This is a genomic window from Pseudoalteromonas sp. CR1, assembly GCF_019392235.1.
Taxonomy (GTDB): domain Bacteria; phylum Pseudomonadota; class Gammaproteobacteria; order Enterobacterales; family Alteromonadaceae; genus Pseudoalteromonas.
Genome location: NZ_JAHXRM010000010.1, coordinates 79719 through 96454 on the forward strand (window position 1 = coordinate 79719; position 16736 = coordinate 96454).

At 38.3% G+C, this 16736-nt stretch carries 15 protein-coding genes; 11 read left to right on the forward strand and 4 right to left on the reverse strand.

The features are described from left to right. Positions 1-6: 6 nt before the first annotated feature. The 5 genes from tmk to KZZ04_RS10595 are packed head-to-tail and all read left to right on the forward strand — an operon-like array spanning position 7 to position 4549. The gene (gene tmk, locus KZZ04_RS10575) at positions 7-633 is read left to right on the forward strand and encodes a dTMP kinase (RefSeq protein ID WP_006792300.1); all 627 of its coding nucleotides are present in this window, start codon (positions 7-9) and stop codon (positions 631-633) included. Between the two features lies 1 nt (position 634). Next, a complete protein-coding gene (locus KZZ04_RS10580; RefSeq protein ID WP_219422697.1) occupies positions 635-1549 on the forward strand; it encodes a DNA polymerase III subunit in 915 nt (304 codons plus the stop codon). A gap of 11 nt (positions 1550-1560) precedes the next feature. After that, complete coding sequence (locus KZZ04_RS10585) at positions 1561-1887, forward strand: PilZ domain-containing protein (protein ID WP_058551090.1); 327 nt, start codon at positions 1561-1563, stop codon at positions 1885-1887. Positions 1888-1905: 18 nt separating this feature from the next. After that, a complete protein-coding gene (locus KZZ04_RS10590) occupies positions 1906-2685 on the forward strand; it encodes a TatD family hydrolase (protein WP_219422698.1) in 780 nt (259 codons plus the stop codon). Between the two features lie 4 nt (positions 2686-2689). Continuing rightward, positions 2690-4549 carry an alkaline phosphatase D family protein gene (locus KZZ04_RS10595; RefSeq protein ID WP_219422699.1) on the forward strand — a complete coding sequence of 620 codons (1860 nt, stop codon included), beginning with the start codon at positions 2690-2692 and terminating at the stop codon, positions 4547-4549. 1012 nt (positions 4550-5561) lie between these two features. Here the strand turns inward: KZZ04_RS10595 and KZZ04_RS10600 are convergent. The 4 genes from KZZ04_RS10600 to KZZ04_RS10615 all read right to left on the reverse strand — a co-directional run bounded on the left by KZZ04_RS10600 (position 5562) and on the right by KZZ04_RS10615 (position 10362). Continuing rightward, the gene (locus tag KZZ04_RS10600; RefSeq protein ID WP_219422700.1) at positions 5562-6872 is read right to left on the reverse strand and encodes an O-antigen ligase family protein; all 1311 of its coding nucleotides are present in this window, start codon (positions 6870-6872) and stop codon (positions 5562-5564) included. Positions 6873-7135: 263 nt separating this feature from the next. Continuing rightward, positions 7136-7651, reverse strand: coding sequence for a hypothetical protein (locus KZZ04_RS10605; RefSeq protein WP_219422701.1), 516 nt, complete (start codon positions 7649-7651; stop codon positions 7136-7138). A 22-nt stretch (positions 7652-7673) separates the two neighbouring features. Next, a complete protein-coding gene (locus KZZ04_RS10610) occupies positions 7674-9680 on the reverse strand; it encodes an EAL domain-containing protein (RefSeq protein ID WP_219422702.1) in 2007 nt (668 codons plus the stop codon). Next, positions 9664-10362 (reverse strand): transglutaminase-like cysteine peptidase, encoded by a 699-nt coding sequence (locus tag KZZ04_RS10615; RefSeq protein ID WP_010557323.1) that lies wholly within the window; start codon positions 10360-10362, stop codon positions 9664-9666. Before KZZ04_RS10615 ends, KZZ04_RS10610 begins: the two co-directional genes overlap by 17 nt. Before the next feature lie 309 nt (positions 10363-10671). Here KZZ04_RS10615 and galU point away from each other — a divergent pair, with 309 nt between their 5' ends. From galU to KZZ04_RS10645, 6 genes are all read left to right on the forward strand, one after another. Next, entirely contained in the window at positions 10672-11562 is an 891-nt protein-coding gene (gene galU / locus KZZ04_RS10620; protein WP_219422703.1) for a UTP--glucose-1-phosphate uridylyltransferase GalU, read from the forward strand. A 57-nt stretch (positions 11563-11619) separates the two neighbouring features. Beyond that, the gene (locus KZZ04_RS10625; protein WP_219422704.1) at positions 11620-12612 is read left to right on the forward strand and encodes an NAD-dependent epimerase; all 993 of its coding nucleotides are present in this window, start codon (positions 11620-11622) and stop codon (positions 12610-12612) included. 5 nt (positions 12613-12617) lie between these two features. Next, positions 12618-13319, forward strand: a complete 702-nt coding sequence (locus tag KZZ04_RS10630; RefSeq protein WP_219422705.1) for a WecB/TagA/CpsF family glycosyltransferase — start codon at positions 12618-12620, stop codon at positions 13317-13319. 7 nt (positions 13320-13326) lie between these two features. Continuing rightward, positions 13327-14409: a glycosyltransferase gene (locus KZZ04_RS10635; RefSeq protein ID WP_219422706.1), complete on the forward strand. Its 1083-nt coding sequence runs from the start codon at positions 13327-13329 to the stop codon at positions 14407-14409. Continuing rightward, on the forward strand, positions 14406-15500 hold the full coding sequence (locus tag KZZ04_RS10640) for a glycosyltransferase family 4 protein (protein WP_219422707.1): 1095 nt from the start codon (positions 14406-14408) through the stop codon (positions 15498-15500). The genes KZZ04_RS10635 and KZZ04_RS10640 overlap by 4 nt, the downstream gene beginning before the upstream one ends. Before the next feature lie 379 nt (positions 15501-15879). Further along, entirely contained in the window at positions 15880-16734 is an 855-nt protein-coding gene (locus KZZ04_RS10645; protein ID WP_219422708.1) for an O-antigen ligase family protein, read from the forward strand. Positions 16735-16736: the final 2 nt, after the last annotated feature.

The window sequence follows — 16736 nt, forward strand, 5'->3', positions numbered from 1 at the left end:
TTGTTTATGAAACCAAAATTTATAGTAGTAGAAGGCCTTGAAGGCGCAGGTAAATCAACCGCTATTTCGCTTTGCCAAGACTTTTTAAACAAAAAGCAAATTGAGTACATTAACGTACGCGAACCAGGCGGCACGCCATTGGCCGAGTCGTTACGCACCTTGGTAAAAGCCGAGCACAAAGAAGAAATAGCGTTCGAAACCGAACTGCTAATTATGTACGCCGCACGCTCGCAGTTAATGCATAACGTAATAAACCCAGCGCTTGAGCAGGGAAAATGGATTTTAGCCGATCGTCACGATTTATCGTCTCAGGCATATCAAGGCGGCGGGCGCGGTATTAGCTCAAATACACTGGCGTCGTTATCGTCTATGGTATTAAAAGGCCTAAAACCCGATTTAACCATTTACCTCGACATAGACCCAGTAATAGGCCTAGAGCGCGCTAAAGGGCGTGGCGAGCTTGATCGAATAGAGCAAGAAGCCATTGAGTTTTTTCAGCGCACACGCATGCGCTACTTAGAGCTTGCAAGCGACGACAACTCAATTAAAACCGTAGATGCCAATCAAGAAATTGATAAAGTACATCGCGATATCACAAACGTATTACGCACTTTTTTTGAAGAGCTAAAATAACATGTCTTTGCCATGGCTATATGAAACACAGCAACACTTAGCACAAAGCTTTCGTGGTCAGCGTTTTCATCATGCCCAGCTGTTTTGTGGGCCTGTGGGGGTAGGTAAGTTTGCCTTAAGTGACGAGCTAGCTAATGCCTTGTTGTGCCAAAATATTACACAGCAAACAGCCGCGCTAAACAGTATTTTAGCGCCATGTGGGCAATGTAAAAGTTGCTCACTAAACCTTGCTGGCACACACCCCGACAAGCGCATAACCCAGGTAGAAGGCCAAAGTATTGGCGTAGACGACATACGCGCCATAAGCGACTTTATGAACCACTCTGCGGCGCAAAATGGCAACAAAGTAGTGGTAATCGAAAACTGCGAAAAAATGACCATGGCAGCGGCTAACGCCTTATTAAAAACGCTTGAAGAGCCAAGCAATAGCCGGTTTTTAATATTAACCACAAGCCAACCTGCACAATTGCCAGCCACTATTTTGAGCCGATGTGCTAAAACCGACGTAAAAGTAACCAGTACGCAATTAGCGCAGCAATGGCTTGAGTCGTTACAAATACAAAATTACACGTGGCTACCGCTTTTTTACAGCCAGCCATTGCAAGTAAAACAATGGCAAGAGCAAAACCAGCTACAAAATATAGATACCCTCTATAAGTTTGCAACTGAGTTTAAACAAAGCCATAATTTCAAAGCGTTAGTAGATATAATAAATAAACAACCGGAGCTGGTTCGTATATTTACCTTATTTTTAAGCGAGCAATTAAAACAGCAATTATTACAAGGCATGAGCTTTGAAGCGTATCAAGAAGCGCAACAAGCACTCAGCGAATTTTTGCAAAATAACACAAAAATTCTCGGCCTTAATTTACCGCTCGCCGTATCGCGATTAGCGTACATTTTACGTAATAAATAAAAGGATTATCCATGCAAGAGCTATTAGTAGATATAGACGACCTAGACGAATTATATCGCTGTTACATGCCTTACTTAAAAAAAGGCGGCTTATTTGTACGCACTAACATGCGTTACGAAGTAGGGCACTCTCTGGCGTTACGTGTAACCCTTCCCGACGCACTAGAAGACGACATAGTAACCGGCAAAGTGGCGTGGATCACCCCACAAGGTGCGCAAAGCTCAAATCCACCAGGTATAGGTATTAGCTTTTTAGACGACAAAACAAACCTAAATTCTAAGATCGAAAAACTACTGGGGACTATGTTAAACTCCGGTAATCCAACTTACACCATGTAGTAAAAAACAGGCCCAATTTTGATTGTAGATTCGCATTGCCATTTAGACCGTCTTGATTTTGATAAACTCGATTTAAACCTAGACCAAGTGCTAGACCAAGCACGTGCCAAACAGGTTGAACATTTTTTGTGTGTAAGCGTAACGCTTGACCAGTTTCCAAGTATGCTTGATAAAATTAAGCACTACGACGATGTATCGGCCTCGTGTGGCGTACATCCGCTCGATCAAAAAGACGCGCTTAACAAACAGCAATTAATTGATTTAGCATCACACAACAAAGTAGTCGCCATAGGCGAAACGGGGCTTGATTACTACTACGCAAAAGACACCCATGCCGTGCAGCAAGCCAGTTTTGTAGGCCACATTGACGTGGCTAACGAGCTACAAAAGCCGTTAATTATTCATACACGAGATGCCCGCGCCGACACTATAAACCTAATGCGCGAGCACAAAGCCGAAAACTGCGGCGGTGTACTGCACTGTTTTACAGAAGACTGGGACATGGCTAAAAAAGCCATCGATATGGGCTTTTATATTTCTATTTCAGGCATTGTAACGTTTAAAAATGCGGTAGAGCTTAAAGACGTGGTAAAACAAATTCCACTCGACCGACTACTAATAGAAACCGATTCGCCGTATTTAGCACCAGTCCCACACCGTGGGCAAACTAACCAACCCGCTTACGTGCAAGACGTAGCCTATTACATTAGCGAACTTAAAGGCATTAGTTTTAACGAGCTGGCAAAAGCCACCACCAATAACTTTTACTCGCTATTTAAATTAGCAGCTAAAGGCTAACCTTATGAGCACTCACGCGGCGCAACTTCCTATTTTACTTATGGGGCCAATGGTGCGCCGTGCTGAGCAAACAGGCGTGTGCATAGTGCTTGCAACGTCAAAACCCGCACAGTGCCAAATAAACATACTTAACACCCAAAGTGTGAGCGAGCAACAAACCATTGCATTGGGTGAGCGCTTGTTTTTGCAGTATGTGGTAATTAAACCTACCAACGCGCCTTTTGTGCTCGACACCTTACTGACGTATCAATTACTAATTGATGGCAAAGAGATTGATTTATCAGCATGGGCTTATAACAATCAATCAACCCCAGCATTTGTAATACCTAATACGCTAAACAGCATACTACATGGCTCGTGCCGTAACGCGCATCACCCCGCAAAAGACAGCCTAGTCACCGCAAGCCAATGGCAAAACACTCAGCGCAGCCAAAATAAGCCCGGTGCCCAACTACTGCTTTTAAGCGGCGACCAAGTTTACGCCGACGATGTAGCAGGGCCCATGTTAGTGGTGATTCATCAGCTTATTGAAAAGTTAGGTATTTATAAAGAACAACCCATGGCGCTGCCGCTACCAGAGCAGTTAAACGAGCAACTTTATAATCGACATCATTTTTTACCTAAAACGCCGTGGCAAAAACGTTCAAAGCTCGGTGTGGGTTATTGGCTTAAAAAAGACGAGCCGCATTTTTCAAGCGTTAAAGCCTTTAACCACCTTATTCATTTTGAAGAATACGTTGCTTTATACCTGCTTAATTTAAGTGCCGCTGCGTGGCAGTGTGTTGACTTACAAAACACACAATACACAGGGCAAAACCAAGAGCACCAACGTATTTTTAATGCCGAAAAGTCAGCGCTGCTTGGTTATTCAAAAGGGCTGAGTGAAGTAGAGCGGTTATTTGCTAATGTGTCGACGTTAATGATTTTTGACGATCACGACGTAACCGACGATTGGAACCTCACCGCAGGGTGGGAGCAAGCCATAAACCAAAACCCGAGCAGTAAACGCATCGTTAATAACGGCCTTATAAGTTACTGGCTGTTTCAAGGCATGGGTAACGACGCGCTGGCAAAAACAGGCGCGTTAATACCGCCATTTAAACAAAGCTTAAGTGCTAATAACGTATGGCAATTTAAAGCGTTTGATAAACCCTTAAACGAATTTAACCATTGGCATTACGAGCTAACCACAATACCCAAAGTTGTGGTGCTCGACACACGCACACATCGCTGGCGTAACGAAAGCAATTTTAACGAGCCCTCAGGCCTGCTTGATTGGGAGCGCCTTACCGAGCTTGAAGAAAGCCTACTAAGCCACGATAAAGTTATTATTGTGTCGCCAGCGCCGGTATTTGGAGTTAAATCAATAGAAGCCATTCAAGCGGCTTTTAATATATGCGGCCAACCACTTATGGTTGATGTAGAAAACTGGATGGCACACGAAGGCTCGGCTAAAAAACTACTCGACACATTTAGGCGCACCGACACACCAAACGAAACCCTTATTTTATCGGGCGATGTGCATTATTCGTTTTGTTTTTCGGTGCAAAAGCGTTTTGGCGATCACCCAAACCGTATATGGCAACTCACCGCAAGCGGGATTAAAAACGAATTCCCTCGTAAGCTAATAAATGTATTAGATAAACTCGACTCTATTTTATACGGCCCCAAAAGCCCGCTTAACTTTTTTACCAAACGCTGGCACATGGAAGTAGATAAACACCAAACCGTAGGCGAAGGCCAAAAGTATTTAGTAAGCGACTCAGCAATAAGCTTAATCACCTTACAGCAAGGAGATTTATCACAATACCAACTCATCCACGGCGACGGCCACACCACCGAATTCGACCTAGAACATAAATAAAGCACAGTATTTTAAATGTAGACGCAGTGCTTGCTCACGTTAAAAGCGTAGCTTCTTGTTATTTATAAACAAATATGACCACCGAGAACACAGAGTCGCTGGCGCTACACAGAGAAAACATAAGTAATTTGGTGATCACTTCTCGTTGTTTTCTCCTTTACTGCTCGGTGGTGACATAATCACTTAGCAATGTAAGGTATAGATTTACTGTAGGCGCCTTGCTTGCTGGCGCTTTAATTATAAATATGTAAAAGCGTTGCTTTTATACGCCAGCAAGCTGCGCGTCTACGGTTTAAAGTTTGACTTTATTTTGTAGACGTTGAGCTTGCTCACGTTAGAAGCGCAGCTTCTTGTTACTTATAAAAAATATGACCACCGAGAACACAGAGTCGCTGGCGCTACACAGAGTTAAAAAGATTGGTTTTGTTGCTTCTCCTTTACTTCTCGGTGGTGACATAATCACTTAGCAATGTACGGTGTTGATTTTACTGTAGGCGCCTTGCTTGCTGGCGCTTTAATTATGAATATGTAAAAGCGTTACTTTTATACGCCAGCAAGCTGCGCGTCTACGGTGTAAAGTTTGACTTTATTTTGTAGACGTAGAGCTTGCTCACGTTAGAAGCGTAGCTTCTTGTTACTTATAAAAAATATGACCACCGAGAACACAGAGTCGCTGGCGCTACACAGAGATAAACAAAGTTAAACCCAAAAAATATTTACCAGCATTAAATCACTTAGCAATGTACGGTGTAAAGTTTGAGTTGGTTTTGTAGACGTTGAGCTTGCTCACGTTAGAAGCGTAGCTTCTTGTTACTTATAAAAAATATGACCACAGAGCACACCGAGGCGCTGGCGCTACACAGAAAAAGCATTAGTAATGGTTAGTCACTTCTCTTTGACTTCTCCTTTACTTCTCGGTGGTGACATAATCACTTAGCAATGCAGGGTGTTTATTTAATTGCGAAGATATGGCTACTTACCAGAACAAAATATTTTGAAAACTAAAAACTACCTATTTAAAACTACGTACACGTTTAACAACTATTTTATTACTCAAAATTGCCAAACATAAAATAACCATAAACAGCATAGAGTTTGCACCAGCTTGGAGCGAATAATCTACCGACGAATGCAACAACATATCAATAATCGCAATAGCACAACCAAAAGCCACACCCTGAAACAACGCCGTTTTGCGCTTACGCATAGTAGCCACACACAACCACAAACAATACAAAATAAGCGCACCCAAAGTAGTCGTAGCAGGTATACCCAGCTCTACAGCAAATTGAATATAATCGTTATGGGCATTATCGTAATACCCCGAATACGGCTCCGACTGATACGCAGGAAACGCCGTATAAAACGTACCGCCGCCCGAGCCCAATAAAGGCTTATCTAAAATAAGCGGAATAGAATCGCGAACCACCTCATCGCGCGTTTCAGACGCAATACTGGTTTCGCTAATACGCTGCTTAACTTTTTCAACATCAAAAATAGCGCCAATAATGATTAAATCAATAATAAAAAAGCTCACTATTAATAACTTAAACGCCTTAGGTTTATTGTTATAAACAAACAGCGCCAAAAAGCTCACCACCATTAACGCAATAAAAAAGGCTGAGTTACCCATGCGGCTGCGGGTTAAAATAAGCGCCACAATTATAATTATTAACGAAATACGCAACACTATTTTAGAGCTTAAAAGTATTTCGGCCCAAGCTCTAAGAGTTTGTTTTAATGTGTTTTTACCTTTACCGTTATTGCGCTTTAACTCGCTTACCAATACACCTATACCCAAACATAAACACAGCGCCAAATAGTTAGCTAAAAAGTTAGAATACGTAAATGTACCAATGGCCCGGTCGGTATGTTTATATCCAAAAATAGGGCTAACTACATCGGGCGATAAATTTAAGTAACTAGCATAAAGTGCCTGAAAAACCCCAGCACATATAACCGCATAAATTAGTTTTTTAATACGCGCAGCACTATTACAGTAAATAAAAATAAGCCAGCAAAACAAAACCATAAAACTGGTTTTTAATAACATCTGCTTGGTTTGAAAAGGGTCAACGCTTACCGTAAACATTTGCACGGCGCACACCGCAATAACAACAACTAGTGCCGCAAACACAGGCCACGAAAACAAAGGGGGGTACAAAGATTGGTTATTATTTATAGCACCGTATATTAAGTGCGTTATAAACGTAGCGCTTATTAAAAGGCCCATAGCAAGTATGGCCCAAGGTCGGTAACTGCCTAAAGGTAAAGGGAGTAAAAATAAAATGCCACACAACAATACAAAAATTAAACGGTTCACTAATTTCCCTATAAACGCTTGTTACTAATACTTAACCTAAAAACTTATTTCTAACTACTACTATCTGTTTTTTACTAACTTTTGAAAACTTATAGCTAACCACTAATGTTTAATACATATTTACTTAACTGATATTTGTCTTCTAGCAACTCAAAACTTGTATATTTCGCATTATTGCATTATTGCATTATTGCATATTTGTGTAGTACACATAACAAAAAACGCAGCCAATAGGCTGCGTTTTTATAAAATTGCATAAACGATTAGTTTACTACTTCAGAAATACCGTCGTCGCCGCCATTACCGCCAGCACCCGGAGGTGTTGGTAAGCTAACAAATGCAGGCACACGTGAACGTGCATTTGGGTTAGCGTTGCTGTTTGGCGCAGCGTTATTACCTGGTGCATTTGGGTTACCAGCAGCCGTTGCTTCAGAAGCAGTCGTTGCATCAACACCAGCAGTTACAGCAGCTAATGTAAGCGTATCGCTATCAATACCAGCAGCACTCATTGCGCCTAGTACATCAGCAACTAACGGGCTATCTGCGCCTACAGCAGCAACTGCATCGTTAATTAACGCTTCTACGTCTTCAGCAGAACAATCACTACAAGCAGCTTCAATAGCAGCAAGTAAGTCTGCTTGAAGTTGCTCTGGCGAAGTATCTGCAGTCGCATTATTTAATACGCTAACAAGGCCAGCGCTGTCTGCTTGTGCATATACAGGTAATGTAACCGCTGCAGTGGCACCAGCAATTAAGCCAGCTAAAATTAGTTTTTTCATGTCTCGTCCCATGGTTGAGTGTCTAATTACAAAATTTTAGCGTATTAGGGCAAAAAGTAAACTCTTTATTTACGCCATTATTATTAGTTTTTACTATTTGCGAAGGTGGCATTATTAAATTGCCTTGTACGCCATCGCAACCTAGCTTTTCAAGTGCTTTTAAAGTCTCAGGTTTTTCAATTAAACAGGCTAAAACTTTAATACCAAAACCGTGGCAAATATTATTTACCGTTTGAATAAAAAATTGGCTTTGGGTGTTATCTAGTAAGTCTTGTATGTAGCTGCCGTCAATTTTTACAAATTCAATATCTAGGCCTTGTAAGTACCTAAACGACGTTAAGCTAGTGCCAAAGTGCTCTACACAAACATTAATACCAATATCTTTAATGGCATCTATATGTAAACTGGCTACATGCACATTATAAAGTAAGCTTATTTCGTGTAGCTCAAACAATAAGTTAGTTTTTAAAATAGGTTTAGTAGTCGCGTAAAGCGTAAGCCACTCTATAAAATCGGTAGAATATAACGCGGCTTTACTTAAATTAAGGGCAAACACATCTTTTGGGTATTGCTCTTTAACGTTTACAAAATTGCGTATTATTTTTTTGTCGAGCTCTTCGGTTAAATTAAGTTTTTCGGCCATAGCAAATAAGTGGCCGTTATTTACTTTTTCACCCTCGTGAATAAAGTGCGCAAACACCTCAAAATAGCACTGCTGGTGCTCTGAGTTGGCTTGCTTAACAGCCTGCACCGAAAAACTCACCTCGCCCGAATCAATAATCGACTGAATTAGCGCACGCCATTGTTTAACACTAAATAGGGTGTCTTTATCTACTTTATTAGTGGCTGCGGTTTCGCCAATGGTACAACCGGTATCAAGCGCCGAAAGCACACTCCCTAAGCTCGAGCCTTTTTCTACACTTACAAGCGACAAGTTTGCAAACCCGTTTACATGTAAGCTGTTTTTCTTCTGGCTAAAAGCATCGTTAATGTCTAGTTTGGTTTTATTTAAAAATGGTACATCAAACGGGGCCAGTGCTATAAACGTACTGCCATTAAGCTTAAAAAGTTTAGTGTTAGTTAACTCGCTTAATATATTTTGCAAAGTATTGCTTACATCGCAAACGTGTTCGTCACCGTCTTGGTAGCTAACGGTTTGGTTAATATTAGTAAGCGAAGGCAGGGTGATCATCATTGCGGTTATTGGCGCGTCTTCAGTTATTGTATCAACCACCGAGCTAAAATGGTTTTCAAACGAACGACGATTACCCAGCCCAGTAAGTGGGTCTATGTAAACTTCTTCGGTGAGGGTTTGGGTTTGTTTAGTTAACGAGTCAAACGTGCTTTGTAAATTAATAACCATATTGTTTATGGCCTTAGTTACTGTACGTAGCTCGCGTGCAACCGGTATTTGATCGTTTAATGTAAAGCGTTTACGCGTAACCAATTGCGCTTGGTGTTCTACGGCTTTTAGCGGCCTAAACACCGTGCCTAAAATTAAAAACGCAACAGCAAGCGAGCCCGCAAGTAATAAAAACGATCCGTAAAAGCTTCGTTTTGTGTGCTCCCAAAGCGTTAAGTACGACTGCCCAGCATGGCTAGTTACTTCAAGTGTACCTGCCATAACCCAGCCATTATTGAGCTCGCTGCTCATAGTGGGGGCGTTAAGCTCTACCGCATTTATAAACCAGCCAGGTACCGACTCAACCCGTTTAGGGTTAGTAAGCTCAAACACAACATTGCTTTGCATGTCGGTAAATTTAATTTGCTTATAATAGCCACTATCAAAAATAGCCGTGGCCATGGTTTGGGCAATCATTAAGCTTTCGTCGTCAAGGTAGGGCGAAATAGAAAGCCCCAAACTGGTTGCGGTGTCTTGCGCGTGGCTGCCCATTTGGGTTTGCAAATAGTGGCGGGTGGTTTGTACGTCGGTAACTACACGTACAAAAAACGAAATAACCGAAATTAAAATAATTAACCCGTACACTTGGGTTTTTAAACTAAGTCCATTTTTAAAAAGTCGATACATAACTACTAGTTCCTTTAATGTTACTGTTGGTGGGCGCAAGCTCACCGTGTTCTATGCGTTGCAGCATGGTGTTCCAGGCCGACACACCACGGCTATTTTTTACTTTATTACCCAACCCTTTAGCCTTAGCTAGCCATAAACCTTGGCCGTTAAAGCTGTATATAGGTTTTAAATCGGGCCGTTTATTAGCGGGTAAAAGTTTAGTATTAAAATTACCTAACACAAGCGGTATTTGGTTAGGCTCTTCAAAATAAATTAATACCATGTGCGGCTGGTTTACTGTTTTTTGCCTTACATACATTAACCGTATTTTATCTTCCGGTATGCCTAGTGCAATTAGCGTAAAGTATTTGGCTATTACGTAGTCTTCACAGTCGCCCATACCAACGCCTAAGCTTTCAAGCGGGGTGGCCCAGTAATCTTTTTTTTGCCACAGGTCGTCGTCGGTTTGGTATTGTATGTGTTTATTAAAAAAGTCGTTAACTAGGTGTATTTGCTGCCACTCGCTTTTACCTTGGCTGCTATCTATAAAGCTAAGCCAATTTTTAATGCGGGTGTAGCCCTCGTCGCCATAATGTTGTTGTGCACGGTTTAGTATATCGCTGTTACGCAAATGCATCAGTGCATCTTGCGCGTACACAAAAAACGACATAACAATTAAAATGCAAACACTTAAGCGCACATACGATCCTTTAGTTAATAATCCCTAATAAACAGCATGGCCAAGTATAGTATTATTACAACAAAAAAGGTAGATAAGTAAAAAGTGCTACACAGCACTAAAGTAGGGCGTTTGGTGGTTATTTTGGTGCAACATAAATTTAACAAAAAAACAATATAAAAGGATGCGTTTATAGTTGAGTACATTATTGTGTTGTGTATAATAATAACCTCACACGGTATGTGAGGTACGTTAAAAGGACTTAAGCCTAACTTTGCTTGTCCTTTTTTGTGTTTTTATAAATAATCAAAAAATAAAAAAGGAATTAAAGTGAAAGTTTTAAAAGCAGTACTCCCCGTTGCAGGTTTAGGCACACGTATGTTGCCAGCCACAAAAGCCATACCAAAAGAAATGCTCCCTCTGGTAGACAAACCTTTAATTCAATACGTAGTTAACGAAGCCGTAGCCGCAGGCATAAAAGAAATAGTACTGGTTACACACGCCTCTAAAAACTCTATCGAAAACCATTTTGACACCAGCTTTGAGCTAGAAGCCACGCTAGAGGCACGCGTAAAACGCAGCCTACTAGACGAGGTTCGCTCAATAGTACCAAAAGACGTAACGGTTATTTCGGTTCGCCAATCGGCGCCGTTAGGTTTAGGCCATGCAGTACTTGCGGCTAAACCCATAGTAGGCAACAACCCATTTGCCGTAATGCTACCCGACGTAATAATTGACAAATACAAGTCAAATCCAAAAACCGATAACTTAAGTCAAATGATCGATCGGTTTGACCAAACAAGCCATAACCAAGTAATGGTAGAGCCTGTACCGCAAGCGCAAGTACACCAATACGGCGTGGTAGACTTGGCCGGTAAAAAAATAAGCGCAGGCGAAAACGCCACCATTAAAAACATGGTCGAAAAACCAAATAACGATGAAGCCCCAAGCAACCTAGCTATAACAGGCCGCTATGTTGTATCACCTATTATTTGGGATTTGCTTGAGTACACACCACCTGGCGCTGGCGGCGAAATACAACTTACCGATGCATTGCTACAACTACGCCACCTCGAAACGCTCGAAGCTTACCACCTAACCGGTAAGTCGCACGATTGTGGCTCAAAACTTGGTTATATGCTTGCAAATGTTGAATATGCAATGCAGTCAAGCGATATGGGTGAAGAGTTTACAAAACAAGTTAAAGAGCTAATAGCTTAAAATTAAAGAAACTTTATTTAGGCATAACTACTTATAATTTGTGCCAAGGAATTCATAATGAAATATTTAGTAACTGGTGCAGCCGGTTTTATAGGTAATTTTGTTGCAGAACGCTTATGCATAGAAGGGCATGACGTTATAGGCTTAGATAATTTGAATGATTATTACGACCCTAATTTAAAATTAGCTCGATTAAAAAGAATTAAGCATTTAACTAACTTTACTTTTGTAAAAATGGATTTAGCTGATCGAGATGGTATTGCTCAATTATTTGCTACCGAAAAGTTTGATCGCGTAATTCATTTAGCAGCTCAAGCTGGTGTTAGGTATTCAATCGAAAACCCAATGGCCTATATTGATTCTAATATGGTTGGTATGGCAACTATTTTAGAGGGTTGCCGTCATAACAAAGTTAAGCACCTAGTGTATGCATCATCTAGCTCTGTTTACGGTGCAAATACTAAAATTCCATTTTCAGAAGAGGATAGGGTTGATCACCCTGTATCGCTTTATGCAGCAACAAAAAAATCAAATGAATTAATGGCACATACTTACAGCCATTTATATTCGTTACCAACCACAGGGCTGCGCTTTTTTACTGTGTATGGCCCGTGGGGTAGGCCAGATATGGCACCGTATTTATTTACCGACGCCATTGCTAACGATAGGCCAATTAAAGTATTCAACAACGGTAAAATGCAGCGCGACTTCACTTATATAGACGATATAGTTGAAGGTATTGTACGAATACAAGATGTAATACCAGCAGCAAATCAGCAAGCTCAAACAGAGGGCTCTCCTTTTTATAAACTTTATAATATTGGCAATAACCAACCAGTTGAGCTAGAAATTTTCATAAATTGCATTGAGAATGCATTAGAAAAAAAAGCGGATAAACAATATTTACCCATGCAGGATGGTGATGTAGTTAGAACCTTTGCCGATGTTAGTGGTTTAGAAGGTGAGATTGGCTTTAAACCAAATACAGATTTGCAATTGGGAATTAATAGTTTTGTAAAGTGGTTTAAAAAATATAACAAGAGCTCTTAATTGAAATGAATATTAGAATAGCTAAACATTTTACCTACGCAGATGCTTTGGATAAAAGATTATTTTCTTTCATAAATTTAGCTTCAATAGAAGAGCTATTTAAATCAGGTCAAGACTCTCCACTGATTTATTTTTGTGATGGTATTTTAATGTCAAAGATATTAAGTGTTTTTACAAAAGAAAAAATTGAAAGAGTGAGTTTTGATTTTTCATCTATAGCAAATGAAGTATTTACATTTTGTGAACTAAACAAGAAAAAAGTCTATTTTGTTGGAGCTAAAAATTCTGAGTTAGTTAACTTTATCTCTAAAATAAAGCTTCGTTATCCGAATTTAAAAATAGTTGGCTATTATAATGGGTATTTTGAAGAGTCTAATATATGTCATCTAAAAAATGACATTATATCTCAAGAAACTGATTATCTAATTGTTGGATTAGGTGCTGGAAAGCAAGAAAAGTTTATACTAGAGTTTAAGGATGAAATGTATCCTTTACTTGCATTTTCTTGTGGTGGTTTCATTAGACAGGAATCTAATAGTTCTAAAACATATTATCCTAAATTGATAGATAAATTTAATCTCCGTGCTTTTTATAGAATGTATAAAGAACCGCATACTATAAAACGTTATATTATTAGTTACCCAACTAATTTGTTAAGGCTTATTTATCTCATTAAAACAAAAAAAATAAAATTTGAAGTAGTGTAAACGAATTATGAAAAAAGAAATAATAATTGTCATGCATGATTTTCGAGGCGGTGGTGCTGAAAGGGTAGCTGTAACTTTAGCAAATTCATTAAGTGACCTTGGTAATAATGTTACTTTAGTTTTTTTGGAGGCTAAAGGCCCCTTTTTAAGTGAGATTTCTTCTGAAATTAGTTTGAGGGAGTTAAAAAGCAAAAGAATAGCTACATCAATAATAGAGCTCAGTAAAATTTTCAAAGTAGCTAAGCCAGACCTAATTATTAGTCATATGACTCATGTTAATGTTGCAACAGCAATGGCTACATTAATTAGTAATACAAGAGATAAGCTTACGATAGTTGAACATAGTCAAATGCAAAGTAATTATTTAAATAAGAAGTCTTTGTATCAAAAATTAATTTATCTTTCAACAAAAGTGCTATATCGGATTCCTAACCAGAGAGTTGGGGTTTCAGGGGGCGTTTGTCGGGCAATGTCTGATTTTACAGGTTTAGATATAAGGCTTTTTACTTCTATTTATAACCCAGTTATAACTGAGAAATTGTTAACAGTTAAGTACAATAAAGAACTACGACATGAGATATGTAAATCAGATTATTTATTTGTTTTTGTTGGTCGGTTGATCAAATCCAAAAGAGTTGGGGATTTCATTAATGCTATTAATTTAGCTTCTTCAGAGATTAGTTGTGAAGCAATTATTTTAGGTGATGGGCCTGAAAAATATGAGTTAGAAGAATTAGCTAAATCACTTGGGATGGATAAAAAAATACATTTTTTGGGATTTAAAGAAAACCCACATGATTATATAAAAATTGCAGATGCATTAGTTCTTACATCTGAATGGGAAGGTTTGCCTACAGTTTTGATCGAAGCATTGGCCTTAGGTACTCAGGTAATATCTTCCGATTGTAAAAGTGGGCCTTCAGAAATATTATCAGGGGGAGTTTACGGTTCACTATACCCTGTTGGCGATGTCAACACACTTTCTGAGTTGATAGTTAATTCTATTTCATTGAAACCTATAAGTTGTGAACAGCATCTAAACCAATTTACAACAGTTACAGCAGCATACAAGTATTTAGGGGTTAAATGATATATTTACTTATAACTCATAACGATAGAGGTGGAGCACAGAATGCTCAAATTAAATTAGCTAAAACTCTCCGGGAGCAAGGCGAGTCTGTGAAATTAATTTGCCTATATGGTAAAATTAATGGTTTAAATGATTATGAAATTATAGGGGGTACATATGAAAGAATAAGTATCTTAAATTATTTTCATTCTATTTTCAGCCTTGCTAAATATATTATTAAAAATGATATTGATATAATTATATCGTTTCTACCATTAGCAAATATATTAAATGGCTTACTAGGTAGGCTTTTAGGAGTCAATAAAATAATTGTCTCTCATAGAAACCCAGTTTGGACTTATAGCTTACCTATGAGAATAATTGATAGGTTTTTAGGGGGGGTAGGTTTTTATGACTATGTAGTATCCAACTCCATTTCGGTTCAAAAATCATATTTACAATACAGTCTAAATTATGTCAAAAATAGTATTGTTATTAATAACTCTGTAAAAACAGCTAAGGAAGAGTTAAATAAAGAACAGGTTTTTTTAAAATATAATATAGATAGTGAAAATAAATTACTTGTCGCAATTGGGCGATTAACTCACCAGAAACGGTTCGATCTATTAATCGAAATGATGTCTTTTGTCGATAATGCAGACTTAGTTATTGGTGGTTCTGGAGAAGATGAAGGTTTGCTTCAGTCACTAGCTAAAAAAAACCCGCATATTCACTTTTTAGGTCATTTGGATCAACCTGAAGTAATTAACTTAATGACTGCAAGTGATGTCTATCTTCAACCTAGTGAATTTGAAGGCCAAAGTAATTCTTTATTAGAAGCTTTATCTTGCGGTTGTACTATTGTATCAAGTTCAATCGAAGCCCAAACAGAAGTTTTAATCGATGGTAATGAGTATAGCGGATTAATAGTTGATAATTTTGAGGTTTCTTGCTGGGCTAAAGCTGTAAATGAATTACTTGATAACGATCAGCTCAGAACTGAGTTGTCCCAATTTGCTAAAATGAATGCAGAAAATTATACATTAGAAAAAACTGCAAAAAAATATATGAAATTAATTAAAAATGATATTAAAAAAGAAGCAACTAAATAGCACTCTATTTATAATAGGTTTTCTAACGATTCTATTATTATCTGGAGGTCTTCAGTATTTATTTGCTATCCTAGGAGGTAGCGATAGCCGTTCATCAGGTAATATTTACTTTCAATTTTTAGCTTTGACATTGTATGGTTTTCATTTAATTATTTTGTTTTATTTTTATTCTCATAAAATAAAACTCCATATCATAAATAATTTATCTTTTTTTATATTGTTATTATTTATAATGATATCATTTACGTGGTCAATAGATCCGAGCTTAACATTTAGAAGGTGCATTGCGTTATTGCTGTCATCGTGTTTTATCAGTTATCTAGTTATCAGTTATGAATATAAAAAAATAATTAAGTCTTTTTTTATTGTAGGACTATTTGTGACGTTAAGTGGATACATAGCTATATTAATACCAGGTGTCGGTGTCGATAGCAGCAATTTACAATACCCAAATGCGTGGAGGGGATTTACTGGTAATAAAACAGATTTTGGGAGGTTTGTAGCAATTTTTCTTATATTGGCTTATTTTTTGTTTGACACTAAGAATATAAACAAAAAATTATTTATTTTTTCAATACTTGCTGCTGTCCCTGCATTGCTCCTTAGTGAGGCATCAACGCCTTTGGCTTTACTTTTCTTCCTTCTTCTCAGTCAGTCATTTATAAAACTAATTTTTTTTGGATCGTTAAACAATAAATTTTTTATAAAGTCTATCTATAGGATCGTGTTTCTTCTAATACTTCTCCCTTTAATAATTTTCCTAATTTATAATGCTTATTTTTTTGCGATTGATGTATTAGGTAAAGACCCAACTTTGACAGGTAGAACTAAAATTTGGGGATATGCACTCATGAAAGCCGATTCAAACTTCTGGTTTGGAACAGGTTATAGAACATTTTGGATCGATTCACATACAGCTGATTATTCAATATTTAATCCTTATTGGGGGGAGCAAATTATGAATAATGGCCATAATGGTTTTATAGATGTCTACCTTGAAACTGGTATGGTTGGCTTCATCCTATATCTAGTATTTTTGTTGTCTTTTATTACAAGAACTTTTATAAATAGAGCTATAATAACCAAAACAGCATTTCATTCTAAGCTTCTTTTATTAAATCTATTCATTTTTTACATTGGCTATTCAATTACAGAGCAAGTCACTTTCGAGCAGTCTGATTATTTTTGGATGTTGCTTACTTTTTGTTTTCTCAAAACAAAAGAAGTGAAATAAAT